General features: G+C 61.0%; 19 protein-coding genes. 15 read left to right on the top strand and 4 right to left on the bottom strand.

Going from position 1 to position 21,294, the window contains the following annotated elements; genetic code table 11:
- Positions 1 to 24: 24 nt before the first annotated feature.
- From B0D71_RS17075 to B0D71_RS17065, 3 genes are all read left to right on the top strand, one after another.
- Entirely contained in the window at positions 25 to 690 is a 666-nt protein-coding gene (locus tag B0D71_RS17075) for a fumarylacetoacetate hydrolase family protein (protein ID WP_103395821.1), read from the top strand.
- 269 nt (positions 691 to 959) lie between these two features.
- Positions 960 to 1,886, top strand: coding sequence for an SdiA-regulated domain-containing protein (locus B0D71_RS17070; protein WP_103395820.1), 927 nt, complete (start codon positions 960 to 962; stop codon positions 1,884 to 1,886).
- 118 nt (positions 1,887 to 2,004) lie between these two features.
- A complete protein-coding gene (locus B0D71_RS17065; RefSeq protein ID WP_103395819.1) occupies positions 2,005 to 2,928 on the top strand; it encodes an SdiA-regulated domain-containing protein in 924 nt (307 codons plus the stop codon).
- Positions 2,929 to 3,073: 145 nt separating this feature from the next.
- On the opposite strand, the gene rpiA is transcribed toward B0D71_RS17065, so the two are convergent.
- On the bottom strand, positions 3,074 to 3,748 hold the full coding sequence (rpiA, locus tag B0D71_RS17060; RefSeq protein WP_015097253.1) for a ribose-5-phosphate isomerase RpiA: 675 nt from the start codon (positions 3,746 to 3,748) through the stop codon (positions 3,074 to 3,076).
- A gap of 267 nt (positions 3,749 to 4,015) precedes the next feature.
- Here rpiA and ilvA point away from each other — a divergent pair, with 267 nt between their 5' ends.
- On the top strand, positions 4,016 to 5,530 hold the full coding sequence (gene ilvA / locus B0D71_RS17055) for a threonine ammonia-lyase, biosynthetic (RefSeq protein WP_103395818.1): 1,515 nt from the start codon (positions 4,016 to 4,018) through the stop codon (positions 5,528 to 5,530).
- A 39-nt stretch (positions 5,531 to 5,569) separates the two neighbouring features.
- A complete protein-coding gene (locus B0D71_RS17050) occupies positions 5,570 to 5,995 on the top strand; it encodes a DUF2269 domain-containing protein (protein WP_007976406.1) in 426 nt (141 codons plus the stop codon).
- Between the two features lie 104 nt (positions 5,996 to 6,099).
- Here the strand turns inward: B0D71_RS17050 and B0D71_RS17045 are convergent, their stop codons facing one another.
- Positions 6,100 to 6,756, bottom strand: coding sequence for a histidinol-phosphatase (locus B0D71_RS17045; RefSeq protein ID WP_103395817.1), 657 nt, complete (start codon positions 6,754 to 6,756; stop codon positions 6,100 to 6,102).
- A 143-nt stretch (positions 6,757 to 6,899) separates the two neighbouring features.
- On the opposite strand from B0D71_RS17045, the gene B0D71_RS17040 reads away from it, so the two are divergent.
- Positions 6,900 to 7,379, top strand: coding sequence for an RNA pyrophosphohydrolase (locus tag B0D71_RS17040; protein ID WP_003229203.1), 480 nt, complete (start codon positions 6,900 to 6,902; stop codon positions 7,377 to 7,379).
- Between the two features lie 22 nt (positions 7,380 to 7,401).
- Positions 7,402 to 9,681 (top strand): phosphoenolpyruvate--protein phosphotransferase, encoded by a 2,280-nt coding sequence (gene ptsP / locus B0D71_RS17035; RefSeq protein ID WP_103395816.1) that lies wholly within the window; start codon positions 7,402 to 7,404, stop codon positions 9,679 to 9,681.
- A gap of 59 nt (positions 9,682 to 9,740) precedes the next feature.
- Here the strand turns inward: ptsP and B0D71_RS17030 are convergent, their stop codons facing one another.
- The gene (locus B0D71_RS17030) at positions 9,741 to 10,487 is read right to left on the bottom strand and encodes an NRDE family protein (RefSeq protein WP_103395815.1); all 747 of its coding nucleotides are present in this window, start codon (positions 10,485 to 10,487) and stop codon (positions 9,741 to 9,743) included.
- Between the two features lie 134 nt (positions 10,488 to 10,621).
- Here B0D71_RS17030 and B0D71_RS17025 point away from each other — a divergent pair, with 134 nt between their 5' ends.
- From B0D71_RS17025 to B0D71_RS17015, 3 genes are all read left to right on the top strand, one after another.
- The gene (locus B0D71_RS17025) at positions 10,622 to 11,404 is read left to right on the top strand and encodes a sulfite exporter TauE/SafE family protein (protein ID WP_103395814.1); all 783 of its coding nucleotides are present in this window, start codon (positions 10,622 to 10,624) and stop codon (positions 11,402 to 11,404) included.
- A gap of 97 nt (positions 11,405 to 11,501) precedes the next feature.
- Positions 11,502 to 12,314, top strand: coding sequence for a prolipoprotein diacylglyceryl transferase (gene lgt, locus B0D71_RS17020; RefSeq protein WP_103395813.1), 813 nt, complete (start codon positions 11,502 to 11,504; stop codon positions 12,312 to 12,314).
- Between the two features lie 49 nt (positions 12,315 to 12,363).
- Positions 12,364 to 13,335, top strand: coding sequence for a thymidylate synthase (locus tag B0D71_RS17015; RefSeq protein ID WP_103395812.1), 972 nt, complete (start codon positions 12,364 to 12,366; stop codon positions 13,333 to 13,335).
- 135 nt (positions 13,336 to 13,470) lie between these two features.
- Here B0D71_RS17015 and cadR read toward each other — a convergent pair whose 3' ends face one another.
- On the bottom strand, positions 13,471 to 13,920 hold the full coding sequence (gene cadR / locus B0D71_RS17010) for a Cd(II)/Pb(II)-responsive transcriptional regulator (RefSeq protein ID WP_103395811.1): 450 nt from the start codon (positions 13,918 to 13,920) through the stop codon (positions 13,471 to 13,473).
- A gap of 93 nt (positions 13,921 to 14,013) precedes the next feature.
- Here cadR and B0D71_RS17005 point away from each other — a divergent pair, with 93 nt between their 5' ends.
- From B0D71_RS17005 to B0D71_RS16985, 5 genes are all read left to right on the top strand, one after another.
- The gene (locus B0D71_RS17005; RefSeq protein ID WP_103395810.1) at positions 14,014 to 16,275 is read left to right on the top strand and encodes a heavy metal translocating P-type ATPase; all 2,262 of its coding nucleotides are present in this window, start codon (positions 14,014 to 14,016) and stop codon (positions 16,273 to 16,275) included.
- Between the two features lie 16 nt (positions 16,276 to 16,291).
- Entirely contained in the window at positions 16,292 to 17,155 is an 864-nt protein-coding gene (locus tag B0D71_RS17000) for a LysR family transcriptional regulator (protein WP_103395809.1), read from the top strand.
- Positions 17,156 to 17,375: 220 nt separating this feature from the next.
- On the top strand, positions 17,376 to 18,452 hold the full coding sequence (locus tag B0D71_RS16995; RefSeq protein ID WP_103395808.1) for a putative 2-aminoethylphosphonate ABC transporter ATP-binding protein: 1,077 nt from the start codon (positions 17,376 to 17,378) through the stop codon (positions 18,450 to 18,452).
- Positions 18,452 to 20,176 carry a putative 2-aminoethylphosphonate ABC transporter permease subunit gene (locus B0D71_RS16990; protein WP_103395807.1) on the top strand — a complete coding sequence of 575 codons (1,725 nt, stop codon included), beginning with the start codon at positions 18,452 to 18,454 and terminating at the stop codon, positions 20,174 to 20,176. Before B0D71_RS16995 ends, B0D71_RS16990 begins: the two co-directional genes overlap by 1 nt.
- A 39-nt stretch (positions 20,177 to 20,215) precedes the next feature.
- The gene (locus B0D71_RS16985; RefSeq protein ID WP_103395806.1) at positions 20,216 to 21,241 is read left to right on the top strand and encodes a putative 2-aminoethylphosphonate ABC transporter substrate-binding protein; all 1,026 of its coding nucleotides are present in this window, start codon (positions 20,216 to 20,218) and stop codon (positions 21,239 to 21,241) included.
- The last annotated feature ends 53 nt before the right edge of the window (positions 21,242 to 21,294 follow it).

The following is a 21,294-nucleotide window of genomic DNA, read 5'->3' as shown; positions in this document are numbered from 1 at the left end:
GAGCCAACGAAGCAGGAGTCGGTAATGAGCTATCAGCACCAGTATGTCGACGGTACGCGCATTCACTTCCCGCTGGGGAAAGTGGTGTGCATCGGCCGTAACTACGCCGAACACGCCAAGGAACTGGATAATCCGGTGCCGACCGAGCCGCTGCTGTTCATCAAGCCGGGCAGTTGCGTGGTGCCGCTGGAAGGCGGTTTCAGCATTCCGACCGAGCGCGGTTCGGTGCATTACGAAGCGGAAATCGCGGTGTTGATCGGCAAGCCGTTGTCGACCAAGCCGAGTGTTGAAGAAGTGCTCGACGCCATTTCCGGTTTTGCCCCCGCCCTGGACCTGACCCTGCGCGACAAGCAGGCCGAGCTGAAATCCAAGGGACTGCCGTGGGAAATCGCCAAATCCTTCGACGGTGCGGCGGTGATTGCTCCCTTTGTCTCTGGCAGTACCTTTGCCGACCTGACCGACATCGGCATCCGCCTGACCATCAACGGCGAAGTTCGCCAGGACGGCAACAGCAGCGCCATGCTCAACCCGATCGTGTCGATGATCCAGCACATGGCCGGTTGCTTCTCGCTGCAGGCCGGTGATGTGATCCTCACCGGCACGCCAGTGGGTGTTGGTCCGCTGAATGTCGGTGACGAGATCGTCCTGGAACTGCCTGGCGCCAGCAGCTTCACCAGCAGCGTCCGCTAGTTGTAACACCGCTGTGCCCTGTGGGAGCGGGCTTGCTCGCGATTGCGGTGTGTCATTCAACATCTCTATTGGCTGACACGGCCTCATCGCGAGCAAGCGCGCTCCCACAGTAGTGTGTGGTGGGCTGAGGTTCGGAATCCACACAGCTCCACCCTGTCATTTCCCGTTTTTTTCACATTCGGTCTGGATAATTTCAGGCTTTCGGCCTCTGAGCCGCCCCCAAATTGTGCTATTACCCCTAGCCTGAATTTCTGGAACGCATTCCCCCGATGGCCACTCCTCCGCTCTCCGCGCTTAAACCTGCTCGCCGCTCTCGCTTCAGCCTGCGTTGGCACACCTGGCTACTGCTGGTGGCCGTTGTCGCCTACGGCGTTGCATTTGCCATGCACTGGGATGCGCGGGCCGCGCTCTGGGTGAAAGAGCAATTCAAGAGCCCGGCCGAGCGCCAGGCGAGCATCTGGCTTCCGGACTATCGGGCGGTGATCGATGCCAAGCCGTTGCCGGGCATGGAGAAGGACGAAGCATCGGATGTGTCTTATGACCCTCAGACCAAAACCCTGTTTTCGGTCATGGGCAAGAACCCGTTCCTGGTCGAACTGAACTTGCAGGGCGATGTGCTGCGCAAAATGCCGCTGGTGGGTTGGAGCAACCCTGAGGGCGTCACCGTGCTGGGCGATGGCCGGCTGGCCATAGTCGATGAGCGCGAGCATCTGATCGTTATCGTCAAGGTCGATGCCGATACCCGCGAACTGAACATCGCCGATTTCCCCAAATACGACCTCGGCCCTTCCAAGGACCAGAACAAGGCCTTCGAAGGTGTCACCTGGGATCCGCGCAATCAGCAACTGGTGCTGGGCGAAGAGCGCCCGCCGGCATTGTTTACCTGGAGCGGAGACGGCAAGGTCCTTACCGGCGACAAGCTGAAGCTGGCCAGTCATGCGCTGGACATGCGCAACCTGTCTGCCCTGGCCATCGACCCGCGCACCGGCCACATGCTGGTGCTGTCCGCCGATTCGCACCTGTTGCTGGAGCTGGACAAGAAGGGCGAGCAAGTCAGTTTCATCGCCCTGCTGCGCGGCTTCAACGGCCTGAAAAACACCATTCCCCGCGCCGAAGGCGTGACCATGGACGAAGCGGGGACGCTGTACATGGTGAGTGAGCCGAACCTGTTCTATCGCTTCGAAAAGCAGCGCTGACGTTTACGGTTTATAGGATTTCTTGCGCTCGGTTGTAGGACTGGGCCAGTGGCCATTAAGCTTCAGTTCAGACAGGCGTGATATTTCATCCGCCTGTTTTGACCCTGAGCATGCCCGAATGCGTCGATTTACCCGCCCCAAATCCCTGATTCTGATCCTTTCGGTGATCTCGCTGATCGTATTGATTGCGCTCGGCCAATACCTGCGCCTGTTCGAGCGTGCCTGGTTCAATCTGCATACGCTGTGGCAGGCGGCGAGTTCCCAGTCCATGGCGCTGGACCAGTATCGGGTCGTGACCGAGGCGCAGGTGATCGATGGTCTGGCTGACAATGTATCGGCATTGACCTATGACCCGGTGCGCAAAAGCCTGTTCACCGTCACCAACAAACGAAGCGAGTTGATCGAGTTGTCCCTGGACGGCAGGGTTTTGCGCCGTGTGGCACTGGTCGGATTCGGCGATCCGGAAGCGGTTGAATTCATTAATGCCGACACTTACGTGATCGCTGAAGAAAGCCAGCAGCGGCTGATCAAGGTTCGTCTGGAGCCGGACACTACGTTCCTCGATGCGGCAGACGCCGAGCAAATGACCCTGGGCGTGCACATGGATAAGGGCGGCAACAAGGGTTTCGAGGGGCTGGCATACGATTCAGTGGGCAAGCGCCTGTTCGTGGCCAAGGAGCGCAACCCGATGCTGATCTACGAGGTGCACGGTTTTCCGCGCTTCAATCCCGAAGAGTCCTACTCGGTGCATGTGATCAACGACCCCAAGCGCGATGCGGGGATGTTTGTGCGGGACTTGTCGAGCCTGCAATACGACGAGCGCAGCGGGCATTTGCTGGCGCTGTCGGATGAGTCGCGATTGATTCTGGAGCTGGATGTGAGCGGGCGTCCGCTGAGCACGATGTCATTGAACAAGGGGCGCCAGGGCCTGCAAAAAAACGTGCCGCAAGCGGAGGGGATCGCCGTGGATGACGACGGTACGCTGTACCTCGTCAGTGAGCCGAACCTGTTCTACGTGTTCAAAAAACCATCGCAACTCTAATCAAAACCACAAAGCACTGTGGGAGCGAGCTTGCTCGCGATAGCGGCGGATCAGTCGACATAGATATCAACTGACCGTCAGCCATCGCGGGCAAGCTCGCTCCCACAGGTTTTTCATCTGCCCACAAAAGTGTGGGACGTCCAGGTTACTCGGCGCGCAGTGTCTTCACGCCTTCGCTCGTACCCAGCAGCAACAGATCCGCCGGACGCGCCGCGAACAAACCATTGGTGACCACGCCGACGATCGCATTGATCTGCGTCTCCAGTTCCACTGGGTTGGTGATCTGCATGTTGAACACATCGAGGATGATGTTGCCGTTGTCGGTCAGTACGCCCTCACGGTAAACCGGGTCGCCGCCGAGCTTCACCAGCTCGCGGGCCACGTGGCTGCGGGCCATCGGGATCACTTCTACCGGCAGTGGGAATGTACCGAGGACCGGCACCAGTTTGCTGGCGTCGGCGATGCAGATGAACGTCTTGGCCACGGCCGCGACAATCTTCTCGCGGGTCAGGGCAGCGCCGCCGCCCTTGATCAGGTTCAGGTGCTCGTCGCTTTCATCGGCACCGTCGACGTAGAACTCCAGGTCGCTGACGGTGTTCAGTTCGTACACCGGAATCCCGTGGCCCTTGAGGCGCGCGGCGGTGGCTTCGGAACTGGCGACGGCGCCATCGAATGCGCCCTTGTGTTGGGCCAGTGCATCGATGAAGCAGTTGGCGGTGGAGCCGGTGCCGACCCCGACGATGCTCTTGTCGTCGAGTTTCGGAAGGATGAAGTCGACGGCGGCCTGGGCCACTGCCTGTTTGAGTTGATCCTGGTTCATGCGGGCTCCGGGGTGCCGAGGAGGGGACGAAAGGCCGGCATTATAGGCTTCGGGGCGGGGAAGGTCATTGCCCGATTGGCAGATCGACCGTTCCTTGTAGGAGCGAGCTTGCTCGCGATGGTCGTGAACGATCACGCGTGAAAATTGATGTGCAGCGGTGCCATTGCGTTTTTCGCGAGCAAGCTCGCTCCTACAACAGGTGGTCGTGCGGCCAAAATGCGGGTTAGACTCCATGGTCCTGCCCAACCCGCTCAGTGATGCTTTCCGATGCTTGAACAGTACGTCAAAAAGATCCTCACCTCGCGCGTTTATGACGTTGCCGTAGAAACCCCGTTGCAGACTGCCCGCCAGCTCTCCGAGCGGCTGGGCAACAGCATTTTGCTCAAGCGCGAAGACTTGCAGCCGGTGTTCTCGTTCAAGATTCGCGGCGCCTACAACAAGTTGACCCAGTTGAGCGACGAAGAGCGCGCTCGCGGCGTGGTCACCGCATCGGCGGGCAACCATGCCCAAGGCCTGGCCCTGGCGGCCAAGGTACTGGGTGTGAAAGCGACCATCGTCATGCCCAAGACTACCCCGGAGATCAAGGTCGAAGGCGTGCGCTCCCGTGGCGGTAAAGTGGTACTGCATGGCGATTCGTTCCCGGAAGCACTGGCGTACTCGCTGAAGCTGGTCGACGAAAAAGGCTACGTCTACATTCACCCCTACGACGATCCCCACACCATTGCCGGGCAGGGCACCGTGGCCATGGAGATTCTGCGCCAGCACCCGCAGCCATTGGATGCGATTTTCGTCCCTGTGGGCGGTGGCGGCCTGATCGCCGGTATTGCGGCGTACGTGAAGTACCTGCGTCCGGACATCAAAATCATCGGCGTCGAACCCGATGATTCAAATTGCCTGCAAGCGGCCATGGCCGCCGGCGAGCGCGTGGTGTTGCCGACCGTGGGCATCTTCGCCGACGGCGTCGCGGTGGCGCAGATCGGTCAGCATACCTTCGAAATCTGCAAAGATTATGTCGATGAAGTGATCACCGTCAGCACCGACGAAATCTGCGCCGCCATCAAGGACATCTACGACGATACCCGCTCGATCACCGAACCTGCCGGCGCCTTGGGCGTGGCCGGGATCAAGAAATATGTCGAGCAGCGCGGCGTCAGTGGCCAGACCTTCGTCGCCATCGACTCCGGGGCCAACGTCAACTTCGACCGCCTGCGCCACGTCGCCGAGCGCGCGGAGCTGGGCGAGGGCCGCGAAGCCATCATCGCCGTGACCATTCCCGAGAAACCGGGCAGCTTCAAGGCGTTCTGCGAAGCCATCGGCAAGCGCCAGATCACTGAATTCAACTACCGCTACAACACCGGCAGCGAAGCGCACATCTTTGTCGGCGTGCAGACGCACCCGGAAAACGACCCGCGCAGCGCACTGATCGCCAGCCTGAGCGAGCAAGGCTTCCCGGTGCTGGATCTGACCGACAACGAACTGGCCAAGCTGCACATCCGTCACATGGTCGGTGGGCGTGCGGCGCATGTGGTCGATGAAGTGATCCTGCGTTTCGAGTTCCCGGAACGTCCGGGCGCGCTGTTCAACTTCCTCAACAAGCTCGGCGGGCGCTGGAACATCTCGATGTTCCACTACCGCAACCATGGCGCCGCCGATGGCCGTGTCGTCGCGGGCCTGCAAGTGCCTCACGATGAGCGCCACCTGGTGCCGGCGGCGCTGGAAGAAATCGGCTACCCGTACTGGGACGAAAGCGATAACCCGGCCTATCAGCTGTTTCTTGGCTGAGGGGCTACGCTGATGGGCAGGTAATAAGGAAATCTGACAATGGAAACGTTAACTGCCCTGAAAGCGGCGCACATGGTGGCAACTGTTGTGCTGTTGGCTTGTGCGCTGGGGCTGGGAGTCTGGGTTTTGCTTGCGCGGCGCAAGGGTGACGCGACGGCGGGTAGTCGCACCCTGCAGCGGCCGAGGGTGTTTGTCTGGCTGCTGATGGGGTTGGCGCTGTTGAGTATGCCGTTCACCGGCTGGTGGATGGTGCATCTCGTGGGCTGGCCGCTGGGGCAGACCTGGCTGCTGGCCTCCAGCGTGCTGTACACCGTGGCGGCGCTGGCGTGGTTCTGGCTGCTGGTGCGGCTCAATAAACTGCGCAAGGCGCCGGGTGGGGTGGGGAAATTCACCTTTGCCTTGGCGTTGTTCAGCTTTGTGTGTTTTATCGCGATTGCCGGATTGATGGGGGCCAAGCCTGTGTAGGAGCGAGCCTGCTCGCGATGGACGTTAACGAAAACGCGGGGCACCTGACTTCCCGCGGTGCCCTTGAGTTTTTCGCGAGCAAGCTCGCTCCTACAGTTTTGTAATCAGTCGCGCAGACTGATCACCGGCCAACCACGCTTCTCGGCCTCGGCACGCAAATTCGGATCAGGGTCGACCGCTACCGCATGGGTCACCTGCTCCAGCAACGGCAGGTCATTCATCGAGTCGCTATAGAAGTAGCTGTCTTCCAGCGTATATCCGGTTTCTTCCAGCCAGCGATTCAGGCGCGTCACTTTGCCCTCGCGGAAGCACGGCACATCGGTGCTGCGGCCGGTGTAGCGGCCGTCGGCCATTTCGCATTCGGTGGCGATCAGGGTTTCGACGCCCAGGCGTACGGCAATCGGCCCGGTGACGAAGCGATTGGTCGCGGTGATGATCACCAGTTTGTCGCCAGCGGCGCGGTGCTTGGCCAGCAACTCGATGGCCTTGGGCAGCATGATCGGTTCGATGCAGTCGCGCATGTAATCGCTGTGCCACTGATCCAGTGTGGTCATTTCGGTGCGGCCGAGGACTTCCAGGCAGAAGTTCAGGTAAGCAGCGTTATCCAGTTTGCCGGCCAGGTAATCCTGGTAGAACGCATCGTTGCGAGTCTTGTAGGCGACGGCGTCGAGGAAGCCGCGCTCGCACAGGTAGTCACCCCAAGCGTGATCGCTGTCACCGCCCAGAAGGGTGTTGTCCAAATCGAATAAAGCCAGGCGCATCGCAGTTACCCGCTGAAAAGTCAGTAAAAAGGCGACAAGAATACGGTCTTTTCACAAGAGTGCACATAAGGTAGGAACCTTCGTTGCCGCCTTCACAACCTTTGTGGAACAATGCGGCGACATGCGTTTGCGAGGTTGTTGCCGTGATCGACCCCGATGGTTTTCGCCCCAATGTCGGGATCATTCTGACGAATGACGCCGGCCAGGTGCTATGGGCTCGCCGAATCAATCAAGATGCCTGGCAGTTTCCGCAGGGGGGAATCAACCCCGAAGAGACGCCGGAAGACGCCTTGTACCGCGAGTTGAACGAAGAAGTAGGCCTGGAGCGCGAAGATGTTGAAATTCTCGCCTGCACCCGGGGCTGGTTGCGCTATCGTTTGCCGCAACGTCTGGTGCGTACCCACAGCCAACCGCTGTGCATCGGCCAGAAACAGAAATGGTTTCTCCTGCGCCTGATCTCCAACGAGCAGCGGGTGCGGATGGATTTGACCGGTAAACCGGAATTCGATGGCTGGCGCTGGGTCAGCTATTGGTATCCGTTGGGCCAGGTGGTGACATTCAAGCGCGAGGTGTATCGACGCGCTCTCAAAGAGCTTGCCCCGCGCCTTTTAGCGCGCGACTGACGACGGAGTTCGACCCCGAGCCATGCTCAATACGCTGCGCAAGATCGTCCAGGAAGTTAACTCCGCCAAGGATCTCAAGGCGGCGTTGGGGATTATTGTGTTGCGCGTCAAAGAGGCCATGGGCAGCCAGGTCTGCTCGGTCTACCTGCTTGACCCGGAGACCAACCGCTTCGTGCTGATGGCCACCGAGGGCTTGAACAAGCGCTCGATCGGCAAGGTCAGCATGGCACCCAACGAAGGTCTGGTTGGCCTGGTCGGTACGCGCGAAGAACCCCTGAACCTCGAAAACGCTGCGGACCACCCGCGCTACCGCTACTTCGCCGAGACCGGTGAAGAGCGCTTCGCCTCCTTCCTCGGCGCGCCGATCATTCACCACCGCCGCGTTGTCGGCGTATTGGTCATCCAGCAAAAGGAACGTCGCCAGTTCGATGAAGGCGAAGAAGCCTTCCTCGTGACCATGAGCGCGCAGCTCGCCGGCGTTATCGCCCACGCCGAAGCCACCGGTTCGATCCGCGGTCTCGGTCGTCAGGGCAAAGGCATCCAGGAAGCCAAGTTCGTCGGCGTGCCGGGTTCGCCGGGTGCGGCAGTCGGTACGGCGGTGGTCATGCTGCCCCCGGCCGATCTGGACGTGGTGCCGGACAAGGCCATCGCTGACATCGACGCCGAGCTCAAGCTGTTCAAGACCGCCATCGAAGGCGTACGCGCCGACATGCGCGCGTTGTCCGCCAAGCTCGCCACGCAGTTGCGCCCGGAAGAACGGGCCCTGTTCGACGTCTACCTGATGATGCTCGACGATGCCGCGCTGGGCAGCGAAGTCACCACCGTGATCAAGACCGGCCAGTGGGCCCAGGGCGCGTTGCGCCAGGTGGTCACCGATCACGTCAACCGTTTCGAATTGATGGACGACGCCTACCTGCGCGAGCGTGCCTCGGACGTCAAGGACCTCGGTCGACGCCTGCTGGCTTACTTGCAGGAAGAGCGTCAGCAAACCCTGGTCTACCCCGACAACACCATTCTGGTCAGCGAAGAACTGACGCCGGCGATGCTCGGCGAGGTGCCGGAAGGCAAGCTGGCCGGCCTGGTGTCGGTACTCGGCTCCGGCAACTCCCACGTCGCCATCCTTGCCCGCGCCATGGGCATCCCGACCGTGATGGGCCTGGTCGACCTGCCGTACTCCAAGGTCGACGGCATCCAGATGATCGTCGACGGCTACCACGGCGAGGTCTACACCAACCCCAGTGACGTGCTGCGCAAGCAGTTCGCCGAGGTGGTCGAGGAAGAGAAACAACTGGCCCTCGGCCTGGATGCGCTGCGCGATCTGCCGTGCGTGACGGTCGATGGCCACCGCATGCCGCTGTGGGTCAACACCGGCCTGCTGGCGGATGTGGCGCGCGCGCAGAAGCGCGGTGCCGAAGGCGTTGGCCTGTACCGCACCGAAGTGCCGTTCATGATCAACCAGCGTTTCCCGAGCGAAAAGGAACAACTGGCGATCTACCGCGAACAACTGGCCGCGTTCCACCCGCAACCGGTGACCATGCGAACACTGGATATCGGCGGCGACAAATCGCTGTCGTACTTCCCGATCAAGGAAGACAACCCGTTCCTCGGCTGGCGCGGCATTCGCGTCACTCTTGATCACCCGGAAATTTTCCTGGTGCAGACCCGCGCCATGCTCAAGGCCAGTGAAGGCTTGAACAACCTGCGCATCCTGCTGCCGATGATTTCCGGCACCCACGAGCTGGAGGAAGCCCTGCACCTGATCCACCGTGCCTGGGGCGAAGTGCGTGACGAGGGCTGCGACGTTCCGATGCCACCGATTGGCGTGATGATCGAGATTCCGGCGGCGGTGTATCAGACCAAGGAACTGGCGCGGCAGGTGGATTTCCTGTCGGTCGGCTCCAACGACCTGACCCAGTACCTGTTGGCCGTGGATCGCAACAACCCACGGGTGGCCGATCTTTACGACTACCTGCATCCGGCGGTGCTGCAAGCGCTGCAGAACGTGGTGCGTGATGCCCATGCCGAAGGCAAGCCGGTGAGCATCTGCGGCGAGATGGCCGGTGACCCAGCGGCGGCGGTGCTGTTGATGGCGATGGGTTTCGACAGCCTGTCGATGAACGCCACCAACTTGCCGAAAGTGAAGTGGATGCTGCGCCAGATCAACCTGAGCAAGGCCAAGGAGTTGCTGGCCGAGCTGATGACCATCGACAACCCGCAAGTGATTCACAGCTCGTTGCAGCTGGCGCTGAAGAACCTCGGGCTGGCGCGGATGATCAATCCGGCGGCGATCAAGCCCCTCTAAAGCGCTGACGGCCTCATCGCGAGCTTGCTCGCGATGAGGCCCGTCCTGGCAACATAAAGCTAAAGCCTGATCTCCACTTCCCCAAGATGCCCACCAAACGGCCCGAAACTCCTTTCGACCAAATGCCGTGAGCCATCCGCCTGCACAATCAACGCCGTACTCGCCCGCGTCCCATAACTCTGGCTGGCAATGAACACACTCGACAGCAACGTCTCGGTGGCCAGTCCCACTCCGGTATCCGGCAGCTCGGCAAACGGCGCGGTCTGCGCATCGCTCAACAACGCCAACAGCGCCTGAGGCCGCGGATCATCCAGTACCTCGTTCAATGCAGCCTTGGCCTTGAGCAACTTCGGCCACGGCGTGTCCAGCCCGGCATTGGATAACCCGTAGACCCCTGGGGCCAGCATCACCGCTTCCGATTCCCGTTGATTGAAGTGCCAGAGCTCGTTGGTATTGCCGACCAGCAGATTAAAGCCTCCATATTCCATCGAACGGGCGACAACGTCGGCTAAATAGTCGTCAATTGGCAATTCCCCGGTGAGAAATCGTGCGACCAGCTCCCCACGAGACTTGCGCCCTGGTGGTCGATGGGGGTCACGGATGTTGGTCAGCGCCGCAAAACGTCCGTTGGCACCAACACCGAGCCAGGTGCCACCGGCCTCGAGGTCGCGCCCCGCATGGACGTGCGGTACTTCGGGCCATGGTGCCAGAGGCAGGCTGGGGCGGGCGTAGAACTCATCGCGATTGGCCGCCACGACCAGCGGCCGGGCATGACCAGGGCGCCAGGCAAAAACAATCAGGCACATAAGGCTGTCCTTGTGTGTTTTTTGCTCACTCTACGCAGACATCGCTCATCGATCCATCGCCTTGCACAGTGGAGCTTGAGGCCATGCATCCGTTACCATGCCGCTCCGGTTTTGGGGATGCGGGCGCTACGACCATGGAATTTCTGCTCTATCTGGCGCTCGGCGCCTGTGCAGGTGTGCTCGCCGGGCTGTTTGGCGTGGGTGGCGGGATCATCATCGTCCCGGTGCTGGTGTTCAGCTTCCAGGCCCAAGGGTTCGATCCGTCGATTCTCACTCACCTGGCGGTGGGGACGTCCCTGGCGACGATCATTTTTACCTCGGTCAACGCGGTACGCGAGCATCACCGCCGTGGCGCCGTGCTTTGGCCGATATTCAGGTGGATGACCGTCGGCATTTTGATGGGTGCCGGGTTCGGCGCCCTGACAGCGGAAGCGATTTCCGGCCCCAACCTGCAGAAACTCATTGGTGTATTCGCCCTGGTGATCGCCGCTCAACTGGCGCTGGACGTAAAACCCAAAGCCAGCCGAACCGTACCGGGCAAACTCGGCCTGACCTTGGCCGGCAGCGTGATTGGCTGGGCTTCGGCGATTTTCGGCATTGGCGGCGGTTCGTTGACCGTGCCGTTCCTGACTTGGCGTAGCGTGCCGATGCAGCAAGCCGTGGCCACTTCATCGGCCTGCGGTCTGCCGATTGCCCTGGCCAGTGCATTAAGTTTCATGATTCTGGGCTGGCACGATCCGTTGCTCCCGGCCCATAGTCTCGGTTTCATTTATTTGCCGGCGTTGCTGGGCATTGCCCTGACCAGCATGGTGTTCGCCCGCTTGGGCGCGAGATTGGCTCACAGGTTGTCGCCGAAGTTGCTGAAACGGCTGTTTGCCGCTTTGCTGTTCTGCGTCGGCCTGAACTTTCTAGTCTGAAGCATCTGCTCTGACGGGCAGCGCAATCCTGGCTTAATCCTGAGGTGGCAGCGTCGCCCGGGAATTTTTAAGATTTGAACTCTAACGAGGAGTCGCAATGCTGCCTTACCCGCAGATCGACCCGGTGGCCCTGGCCATCGGTCCGCTGAAAATCCACTGGTACGGCCTGATGTACCTGATCGGCATCGGCGGCGCCTGGCTGCTGGCGTCCCGCCGGTTGAACCGCTTCGACCCGACCTGGACCAAGGAGAAACTCTCCGACATGGTGTTCTGGATGTCGATGGGGGTGATCGTCGGCGGGCGACTGGGTTATGTGCTGTTCTACGATCTGAGCGCTTATCTGGCCAACCCGACACTGATTTTCGAGGTGTGGAAGGGCGGCATGTCGTTCCACGGCGGTTTCATCGGCGTGATGCTGGCGGCGTTGTGGTTCGGTAAAAAGAACAACAAGTCGTTCTTCCAGCTGATGGATTTTGTTGCACCGATGGTGCCGATTGGCCTGGGTGCCGGGCGTATCGGCAACTTCATCAACGCCGAGTTGTGGGGCAAGCCGACCGACGTGCCGTGGGCGATGATCTTCCCGCCGTTCAGCGACCCGGCGCAGTTGCCGCGTCACCCGTCGCAGCTTTATCAGTTCGCCCTCGAAGGTGTGGCGCTATTCCTGATCCTCTGGCTGTTCTCGCGCAAGCCGCGACCCACCATGGCGGTCTCGGGGATGTTCGCACTGTTCTACGGCATCTTCCGTTTCATCGTCGAGTTCGTCCGCGTACCGGACGCGCAACTGGGCTATCTGGCCTGGAACTGGCTGACCATGGGGCAGGTGCTGTGCGTGCCGATGATCCTCGGCGGTCTGTTCCTGATCTGGCTGGCGTATCGCCGCGCTCCGGCGGCTCCAGCGGCAGCCGTATAAAATTCGAACCCCGCAGCGATGGCTGCGGGTTCAAGGACACAGGTAATTCATGAAGCAATATCTCGAACTGGTCGCCCACGTCATCAAGAACGGCACCAAGCAGGCCAACCGTACCGGCGTGAACACCATCAGTTTTCCCGGCGCGATGCTGCGTTATGACCTGCAGGAAGGTTTCCCGGCGATCACCACGCGCAAGATGGCGTTCAAGTCGGCCATCGGCGAAATGTGCGGGTTCCTGCGTGGCGTGAACAACGCTGCCGAATTCCGGGCATTGGGCTGCAAGGTCTGGGACCAGAACGCCAACGAAAACGCTCAGTGGCTGGCCAACCCGTTCCGCCAGGGCGAAGACGACCTCGGCGAAATCTACGGTGTGCAATGGCGCAAGTGGCCGGCGTACAAGCAGATCCCGCTCAGCAACCCGGCCGCCATCGAGCAGACCCTGAAGCAAGGCTATCGCCAGATCGCTGAAGGCGAAGAAAACGGCCAGGCCTACGTGGTGCTGTACAAGGCCATCGACCAGGTCCGCCAGTGCGTCGACACCATCATCAAAGACCCGGGCAGCCGTCGCATCCTGTTCCACGGCTGGAACTGCGCCCAACTGGATGAAATGGCCCTGCCGCCGTGCCACCTGCTGTACCAGTTCCACCCGAATGTCGAGACCAAAGAGATCTCTCTGACCCTCTACATCCGCTCCAACGACCTGGGCCTGGGCACGCCGTTCAACCTCACCGAAGGCGCTGCGCTGCTGAGCCTGATCGGTCGCCTGACGGGCTACACGCCGCGCTGGTTCACCTATTTCATCGGTGATGCCCACGTCTACGAAAATCACCTGGACATGCTTAACGAACAGCTCAAGCGCGAGCCGTTCCCGATGCCGAAACTGGTGATTTCCGACCGTGTGCCGGAGTTTGCCAAGACGGGCGTGTATAAGCCGGAATGGCTGGAGCTGGTGGAACCGGGCGATTTCTCCCTGGAAGGCTACGAGCACCACGCGCCGATGACCGCGCCGATGGCGGTTTAACGCCTCACGCCGTCCCCCTGTAGGAGCGAGCCTGCTCGCGATGGACGTGAACGATGACGCGTATTGTCTGAAAAAATGCGTCGTCCTTGAGTTCATCGCGAGCGAGCTCGCTCCTACAGGGGGTGGTTGGTGTTTTTAGTGGCCGTGACTACGGCCAACATGAGAATGCTCAACCTCCGTCGCCACAACCCCGCCGCTCACTTCCAGCCGTTGCAAGATCCCGCATTGATCGACACCCGGCCCTTCGCCACAGCGTTGGCGCAGGTCGAGCAGTTGTGCCTGCAAGGCCAGCAAGCCGTCGATCCGCGCCTTTACATGGTGGATGTGCTCGTCGATCAGCGCGTTGACGCTTTCGCACTGGTCCTGCGGACTGTCGCGAAATGCCAGCAGACTGCGGATTTCCTCGAGGGTCATGTCGAGGGTGCGACAGTTGCGAATGAAGGTCAGGCGCTCGGCGTGGGCCTGGGTGTAGACGCGATAATTGCCGTCACTGCGGGCTGGTTCCGGCAGAAGGTTCTCGCGCTCGTAGTAGCGGATCGTCTCCACGGCACAGTCCGTGAGCTTCGCCAATTCTCCAATCTTCATGAAAGCAATCTCCAAATCTCCAAAATGGGTGCTTGACCCTATAGTGGCTACAGGGTCTTTACTTGGCAACAGGCACTCTTATGGACGCAACCAATGAGCGATTCCCTGCACTCCCACAAACCCGGGGCTGAACACGAGCACAGCCACAAGCTCAAGCCCGTGCAAAAACATGGCCACGGCGGTCACGGCGATTCCTGCTGTTCATCCAGTGCGACGGCGCCAGCGATAATCATGCTGAACGAAGCACCGACGGCCGGGGCCAGGCTGAGCAGCTTTCGCATTGAAGCGATGGACTGCCCGACCGAGCAGTCGCTGATCCAGAATAAGCTAAGCAAGATGACCGGCGTGCAGCAGCTGGAGTTCAATCTGATTAATCGTGTGCTGGGCGTGACCCACGATTTGCCCGGTATCGAGCCGATCATCGAGGCCATACAGTCCTTGGGCATGCATGCCGAGCCGCTGGACCAGGGGGCTGAAACGCCGACGCCGGTGCCCCGGAAAAAGCCATGGTGGCCTCTGGCGATGTCCGGTATTGGTGCAATTCTGGCTGAAGTCATCCACTTCACCGGTTCCGCGCCGAACTGGGTGGTGGCGGTTATTGCGCTGGTATCGATCCTCAGCGGTGGTCTCGGCACCTACAAAAAAGGCTGGATCGCCCTTAAAAACCGCAACCTGAACATCAATGCGTTGATGAGCATTGCCGTGACCGGCGCGGTGCTGATCGGCCAGTGGCCGGAAGCGGCCATGGTGATGTTCCTGTTCACCGTGGCCGAGTTGATCGAAGCCCGGTCCCTGGACCGCGCGCGCAACGCCATCGGCGGCCTGATGCAGATGACCCCGGACACGGCAACGGTGTTGCAGGCTGACGGGAGCTGGCTTGAGCAGGACGTCAAAACCATTGGGCTCGGCGCGCGGGTACGGACCCGTCCCGGTGAGCGCATCGGCCTGGACGGCGAAGTGCTGTCCGGTCGCTCGACCATCGATCAGGCGCCAATCACCGGTGAAAGCCTGCCGGTGGAGAAAACCGTCGGCGACAAAGTATTCGCTGGCACCATCAATCAGGCTGGCTCACTGGAATACGCGGTGACTGCCGCGGCGGATAACTCGACCCTGGCGCGCATCATCCACGCCGTCGAGCAGGCCCAAGGGGCGCGGGCGCCGACCCAGCGTTTTGTTGACAGCTTCTCGAAAATCTACACCCCGGCGGTGTTCGTCCTGGCCTTGGCCGTGGCGGTAATCCCGCCATTGTTCATGGGCGCGTTGTGGTTTGACTGGATCTACCGAGCGCTGGTGCTGCTGGTGGTGGCCTGCCCGTGTGCGCTGGTGATTTCCACGCCAGTGACCATCGTCAGCGGCCTCGCGGCGGCAGCGCGCAAAGGCATTCTGGTCAAGGGTGGCGTCTATCTGGAGGGTGGTTACAAGCTCGACGCCCTGGCCCTGGACAAGACCGGCACCATCACCCACGGCAAACCGGTGCAGACCGATTACCTGTCGCTGGACCCGACTGCGGACGAATCGGCACCCGCCATTGCCGCCGCGCTGGCCGGGCGCTCGGATCACCCGGTTTCCCTGGCCATCGCCAAAGCGGCTGTGGATAAGCAAATCGCGCGACTGATTGTGGATAACTTTGAAGCGCTTGGCGGGCGCGGTGTACGCGGCGAGATCAACGGCCAGCTCTACCATTTGGGCAACCATCGCCTGGTGGAGGATCTGGGGCTGTGCTCGCCTGCGCTGGAAGAAAAACTGTTCGCCCTGGAAAAACAGGGCAAGTCGGTGGTGCTGCTGCTGGATTCGTCCGGCCCGTTGGCGCTGTTCGCTGTCGCCGATACGGTAAAAGAGTCCAGCCGCGAAGCCATCCGGCAATTGCATGATCTGGGCATCAAAACCTTGATGCTGACCGGCGATAACGTCCACACCGCGCAAGCGATTGCTGAGCAGGTCGGCATCGACGAGGCCAGGGGCGACCTGTTGCCGGGTGACAAATTGCAGGCTATCGAGGCCCTTTATGCCCAAGGGCACCGGGTTGGCATGGTCGGTGATGGCATCAACGACGCCCCGGCACTGGCGCGTTCAGAGATCGGTTTCGCCATGGCCGCCGCTGGCACCGATACTGCCATCGAGACCGCCGATGTCGCCCTGATGGACGATGATCTTCGCAAGATCCCGGCATTCATTCGCCTGTCGCGGCAGACATCCAGCATCCTCAAGCAGAACATCGCCCTGGCATTGGTCATTAAGGCGATCTTTCTTGGGGTAACCTTCGCCGGGGTCGCTACCATGTGGATGGCAGTGTTCGCCGACATGGGCGTGAGTCTGTTGGTGGTGTTCAACGGTTTGCGCCTTCTGCGCAAATAAAGGATGAGGGAAGGTTGTGCTGAGTGCCGAGCTGAAGGCGTTTTACATGGTGGCCCGCCTGGGCAGTATTACCCAGGCTGCAAAAAAGCTCGGCCTGAGCCAACCGACGGTGACGACGCAAATCCGCAACCTCGAAAGCCAGTATTCGGTCGAGCTGTTCTACCGTGGTGGCCGCCGTCTCAGCGTCAGCGAAGAAGGTGCGCGGCTGTTGCCGATGGTCAAGGCGCTGATGCAGCAGGAAGCCGACATCGAGTTTTTCCTGCGTAACAGCGGCCAGGTCCAGGGCACATTGCGCATTGCCGCCACGGCGCCGTATTACATCCTCGACCTGGTGAAAACGTTTCGCGAGCGCCTGCCGCAGGTTGAGGTCTCGGTGGAAATCGGCAACTCCCAGCAGGTGCTCGAAGCGCTGGAAGATTACCGGGTCGATGTCGCCGCATCGTCGCAGCTGCTCGATGATGCGCGGCTGGTGCGCCGGGTACTCGGCAGCGATCCGCTGGTGCTGGCGGTGCATCGCAATCATCCGCTGGCGGTTCACGATCACGTACCGCTCGGCGCCTTGGCCGGGCATACCCTGTTGATGCGCGAACCGGGCTCGACCACCCGACGCCTGACCGAAGAGTTGCTGGCCAGCGCTGGAGTGGGTTTTGGGCCGCTGCTGGAGATCGGCAGCCGCGAATCGATCCGCGAAGCGGTGCTGCGCAATATCGGCATCAGCATCATTGCCCGCCAGGAAGTGCCCCACGATCCGCAATTGCGGGTGCTGACCATCGAGAATGCGCCGCAGATACCCGAATATCTGTACTGCCTCAAGGAGCGCAAAGGCGCGCGGCTACCGGCGGCGTTCCTGGGGTTGGCGCAGGAAATGGCGCCGGCCTGAGATTTGTGGTGCCTGTCCTGGCCTCATCGCTGGCAAGCCAGCGCCTACAGGGAGTGCGATAACTTGTAGGAGCTGGCTTGCCAGCGATGGCGTCAGTCCTGACAACACAGAACTTGAACCAAAATCCTCGAATACCACTATCGGCAGTTTTTGCCTTACTGCCACATGACGGACTCATTACAACTCTAGGATGGCCCCATCTGCTAGATGAGGTCCGTCCATGAACAACTCGATCACAACTGCCCTGACCAACCCCGGCGCACCGATGAAGGTGCGCGGCGTACAGAAACGTTTTGGCGCTTTCACGGCGCTGGATAACGTTTCCCTTGATGTCGCGGCCGGTGAACTGGTGTGCCTGCTGGGCCCGTCGGGCTGTGGCAAAACCACCTTGCTGCGCTGCATCGCCGGTCTGGAAAAGCAGGACAGCGGCGAGTTGTACCTCGGTGATCGCGACGTTTCCCACCTGGCACCCCAGGCGCGGGACTACGGCATTCTGTTCCAGTCCTACGCGTTGTTCCCCAATCTCACCGTCGAAGCGAACATTGCCTACGGCCTCGCGGGCAATGGGCGTGATCAGGTTCGCCAACGTGTCGGTCAAATGCTGGAATTGGTTGGCCTGAGCGGCAGCGAGAAAAAATACCCGGGCCAGTTGTCCGGCGGCCAGCAACAACGCGTCGCCCTGGCTCGTGCCCTGGCCCCGGCGCCTTCACTGTTGCTGCTCGACGAGCCGATGTCGGCCCTCGATGCCCGGGTACGTGAGCATCTGTGCACCGAACTGCGTCAACTGCAACGCAACCTCGGCATCACCACCCTGATGGTTACCCACAATCAGGACGAAGCCATGCTGATGGCCGACCGCATCGCCGTGATGAACAACGGCAAGGTCGAGCAATACGCCACGCCGCAGGAAATCTACAACCGTCCGGCCACGCCATTCGTGGCCGAGTTCGTCGGCCAGGGCAACTGGTTGCCGTTCCAGCGCAGCAGCGACAGCCACGCCCGGGTCGGCGGGATGAACGTGCGTCTGGCCGATGGCGGCGCCAAGACCGCGTCGGGCCGTTTGTTCTGCCGTCCGGAAGCGATCAACGTCAACCCGCTGGTGCACGAGGAAAACCTGTTCCCGGCCAAGGTTCGTGAAATCACCTTCCTCGGTAACCGCTGCCGCATGAGCTTCGAACTCGATCATTTGCCGGGCCATGCGCTGTTGGCGGAGCTGGCACCGGAAGCCATGCCGCGCCTTGGCGCCCAGCAGATCATGGTTGCCTTGCCGCCGCGCAGCCTGCAGGTGTTTGCCTGATGAGCGCGAACATCGCGCTGCCGCTGCCGCAAAAGCAGGTTCGGCAGATATCCCGTGCCGAGATCGGTGACCGGCTGTTCGTGGTCGGCGGCAAGGTCCTGCTGCTGGTGTTGCTCGGCGTCGCCGTGTTGATGCCGTTGCTGGCGATCTTCTGGCGTGGTTTCAGCGCCGAGGCCGGGCAGGGCGGTGGCTGGCTCGCAGCGAAAGAATTGGTAACCAGCGAAAATTTTCACTGGTTGCTCGGTAACAGCCTGAAGGTTTCCCTCAGCGTCGCCGCCATTGTCGTACCGCTGGCCTATCTGTTTGCCTACGCCCTGCAACGCACCTTGATTCCGGGCAAAGGCATCTGGCGCGGCATCTCATTGCTGCCATTGATGGCGCCGTCGATGTTGCCCGGCATCGCACTGGTTTACCTGTTCGGCAACCAGGGCATGTTGCGTGGCCTGCTCTCGGACAACATCTACGGCTTCTGGGGCATTGTGCTCGGTGAGGTGATCTACACCTTCCCGCATGCCCTGATGATTCTGCTGTCGGCCTTGTCCCTGGCCGATGCGCGACTGTTCGATGCCGCCTCCAGCATGGGCGCCAGTCCGGCAAAAGCATTCCGCAGCATCACCTGGCCGGCAACCCGTCAGGCAGTGTTCGCCGCGTTCTGCCTGGTGTTCACCCTGACCATCACCGATTTTGGTGTGCCCGTGGTGGTCGGTAGCGACTATCAAGTGCTGGCGCTGGAAGCCTACAAGGCTGTGGTGGGTCAGCAACAGTTCGGCCGCGGTGCGTTGATCGGCATGGTGTTGCTGTTGCCCGCGCTGTTCAGCTTCGGGGTCGATGCCTGGTTGCGTCGACGTCATGGTGACTCCATGAGCGGCCGCGCCCAAGTGTTCAAACCCGCGCCATCGAAACTGCGTGATGGTTGCTACCTGGCCATCGTGCTGCTGATCAGCGCGGCGTTGCTGCTGGTGTTCGGCATGGCGGTGTTCTCGTCCCTGGTGAAGTTCTGGCCGTACAACCTGTCGCTGTCGCTCAACCATTACCAGTTCAACGAAACGGCCGGTGGCGGCTGGCTGGCCTACGGCAACAGCTTGAAGATGGCCATGGGCACGGCGTTGATCGGCAGCTTGCTGATCTTCACCGGCGCCTACCTGATGGAAAAAACCAAGGGTCAGCGCGGCCTGAACTTGACCTTGCGCATGCTCAGCTTCGTCCCGATGGCGGTGCCGGGCCTGGTACTGGGGTTGGGTTACGTCTTTTTCTTCAACCTCACCGGCAACCCGCTGCATGTGCTCTACGGCACCATGACCCTGCTGGTCGTCTGCACCATTGCGCACTATTTGACCACCGCGCAAATGACCGCCACCACCGCGCTGCGTCAACTCGACGCCGAGTTCGAAGCCGCCGCGCTGTCGCTCAAGGCACCGCTGTACCGCCACTACCTGCGGGTCACCGTGCCGATCTGTCTGCCGGCGTTGCTGGACATCGTGCGCTACCTGTTCGTCTCGGCCATGACCACTGTCTCGGCGGCGATCTTCCTCTATAGCCCCGACACCATCCTCGCGGCGGTGGCGGTGCTGAACATGGACGACGCTGGCAACGTCGGCGGTGCGGCCGCGATGTCGACCCTGATCCTGATTACCTCGGCGGGCGTGTCCCTGCTGCTGGCCTGGGCTTCGCGCGGTTTGCTGCGCCGCTCACAAGCCTGGCGGCAGACCGCGCCCGGTCATTGAATCTGCACAACCCCTCAACTCAAAAAACAGGAAAAGATCATGTTCAAGCCTATGGCCCTGGCCGCTGCTGTCCTCACCGCTTTCAGCCTGAACGCCTTTGCGGCGAAAACCGAGTTGACGGTGTACACCGCCCTCGAAGCCGAACAACTGAAGACCTACAAAGAGGCTTTCGAGAAGGCCAACCCGGACGTCGAAATCAAGTGGGTGCGCGATTCCACCGGCATCATCACCGCCAAACTGCTGGCCGAAAAAGAACGCCCGCAGGCTGACGCCGTGTGGGGCCTGGCGGCTTCCAGCCTGGCGATCCTCGATCAGCAAGGCATGCTGCAGAGCTACGCGCCGAAGGACCTGGGCAAGATCGGCGGCAACTACCGCGACGCTGCCAACCCGCCAGCCTGGGTCGGCATGGACGTCTGGGCCGCGACCATTTGCTTCAACACCGTCGAAGCCGAAAAGCAGGGCCTGACCAAGCCCGTGAGCTGGCAGGACCTGACCAAGCCTGAGTACAAAGGCAAGATCGTCATGCCGAACCCGGCCTCGTCCGGCACCGGCTTCCTCGATGTCAGCGCCTGGTTGCAAACCTTCGGCGAGAAGCAGGGCTGGGCCTACATGGACGGCCTGCACCAGAACATCGGCCAGTATGTTCACTCCGGTTCAAAGCCTTGCAAACTGGCGGCGGCTGGCGAATTCCCGATCGGTATTTCCTTCGAATACCCGGCGGTTCAACTCAAGCGCCAGGGCGCACCGCTGGACATCATCCTGCCGAAGGAAGGCCTGGGCTGGGAGATCGAAGCGACTGCCGTGATCAAGGGCACTGCCCACGAGGAAGCGGCGAAGAAACTGGCTGACTTCTCCGCCAGCCCTGAGGCGATGGAACTCTACAAAGAAAACTTCGCCGTACTCGCCCAGCCTGGCATCGCCAAGCCGCAGACCGAATTGCCGGCGGACTACGAACAGCGTCTGATCAAGAACGACTTCGCCTGGGCGTCGAAGAATCGCGACGAGATCCTGACCGAATGGCGCAAGCGCTATGACGGCAAGTCCGAGAAAGTGGCGGTCAAGTAAGATCTTTATCGGCTGAAAGGGCCTCATCGCTGGCAAGCCAGCTCCTACAGGGT

This window comes from Pseudomonas laurylsulfativorans, from assembly GCF_002906155.1.
In the GTDB taxonomy this organism is placed as follows: domain Bacteria; phylum Pseudomonadota; class Gammaproteobacteria; order Pseudomonadales; family Pseudomonadaceae; genus Aquipseudomonas; species Aquipseudomonas laurylsulfativorans.
Note: the sequence above shows the minus strand (reverse complement) of the source record. Positions and strands in the feature narration are given on the sequence as shown.

Bases quoted from the DNA above. Each gene is read 5' to 3' on its own strand.
- rpiA (WP_015097253.1), bottom strand. From the start codon at position 3,748: ATGAACCAGGATCAACTCAAACAGGCAGTGGCCCAGGCCGCCGTCGAC.
- ilvA (WP_103395818.1), top strand. From the start codon at position 4,016: ATGCTTGAACAGTACGTCAAAAAGATCCTCACCTCGCGCGTTTATGAC.
- B0D71_RS17050 (WP_007976406.1), top strand. From the start codon at position 5,570: ATGGAAACGTTAACTGCCCTGAAAGCGGCGCACATGGTGGCAACTGTT.
- B0D71_RS17070 (WP_103395820.1), top strand. From the start codon at position 960: ATGGCCACTCCTCCGCTCTCCGCGCTTAAACCTGCTCGCCGCTCTCGC.
- ptsP (WP_103395816.1), top strand. From the start codon at position 7,402: ATGCTCAATACGCTGCGCAAGATCGTCCAGGAAGTTAACTCCGCCAAG.
- B0D71_RS16995 (WP_103395808.1), top strand. From the start codon at position 17,376: ATGAACAACTCGATCACAACTGCCCTGACCAACCCCGGCGCACCGATG.
- B0D71_RS17025 (WP_103395814.1), top strand. From the start codon at position 10,622: ATGGAATTTCTGCTCTATCTGGCGCTCGGCGCCTGTGCAGGTGTGCTC.
- B0D71_RS17005 (WP_103395810.1), top strand. From the start codon at position 14,014: ATGAGCGATTCCCTGCACTCCCACAAACCCGGGGCTGAACACGAGCAC.
- B0D71_RS16990 (WP_103395807.1), top strand. From the start codon at position 18,452: ATGAGCGCGAACATCGCGCTGCCGCTGCCGCAAAAGCAGGTTCGGCAG.
- B0D71_RS16985 (WP_103395806.1), top strand. From the start codon at position 20,216: ATGTTCAAGCCTATGGCCCTGGCCGCTGCTGTCCTCACCGCTTTCAGC.
- B0D71_RS17015 (WP_103395812.1), top strand. From the start codon at position 12,364: ATGAAGCAATATCTCGAACTGGTCGCCCACGTCATCAAGAACGGCACC.
- B0D71_RS17065 (WP_103395819.1), top strand. From the start codon at position 2,005: ATGCGTCGATTTACCCGCCCCAAATCCCTGATTCTGATCCTTTCGGTG.
- B0D71_RS17045 (WP_103395817.1), bottom strand. From the start codon at position 6,756: ATGCGCCTGGCTTTATTCGATTTGGACAACACCCTTCTGGGCGGTGAC.
- lgt (WP_103395813.1), top strand. From the start codon at position 11,502: ATGCTGCCTTACCCGCAGATCGACCCGGTGGCCCTGGCCATCGGTCCG.
- B0D71_RS17030 (WP_103395815.1), bottom strand. From the start codon at position 10,487: ATGTGCCTGATTGTTTTTGCCTGGCGCCCTGGTCATGCCCGGCCGCTG.
- cadR (WP_103395811.1), bottom strand. From the start codon at position 13,920: ATGAAGATTGGAGAATTGGCGAAGCTCACGGACTGTGCCGTGGAGACG.
- B0D71_RS17075 (WP_103395821.1), top strand. From the start codon at position 25: ATGAGCTATCAGCACCAGTATGTCGACGGTACGCGCATTCACTTCCCG.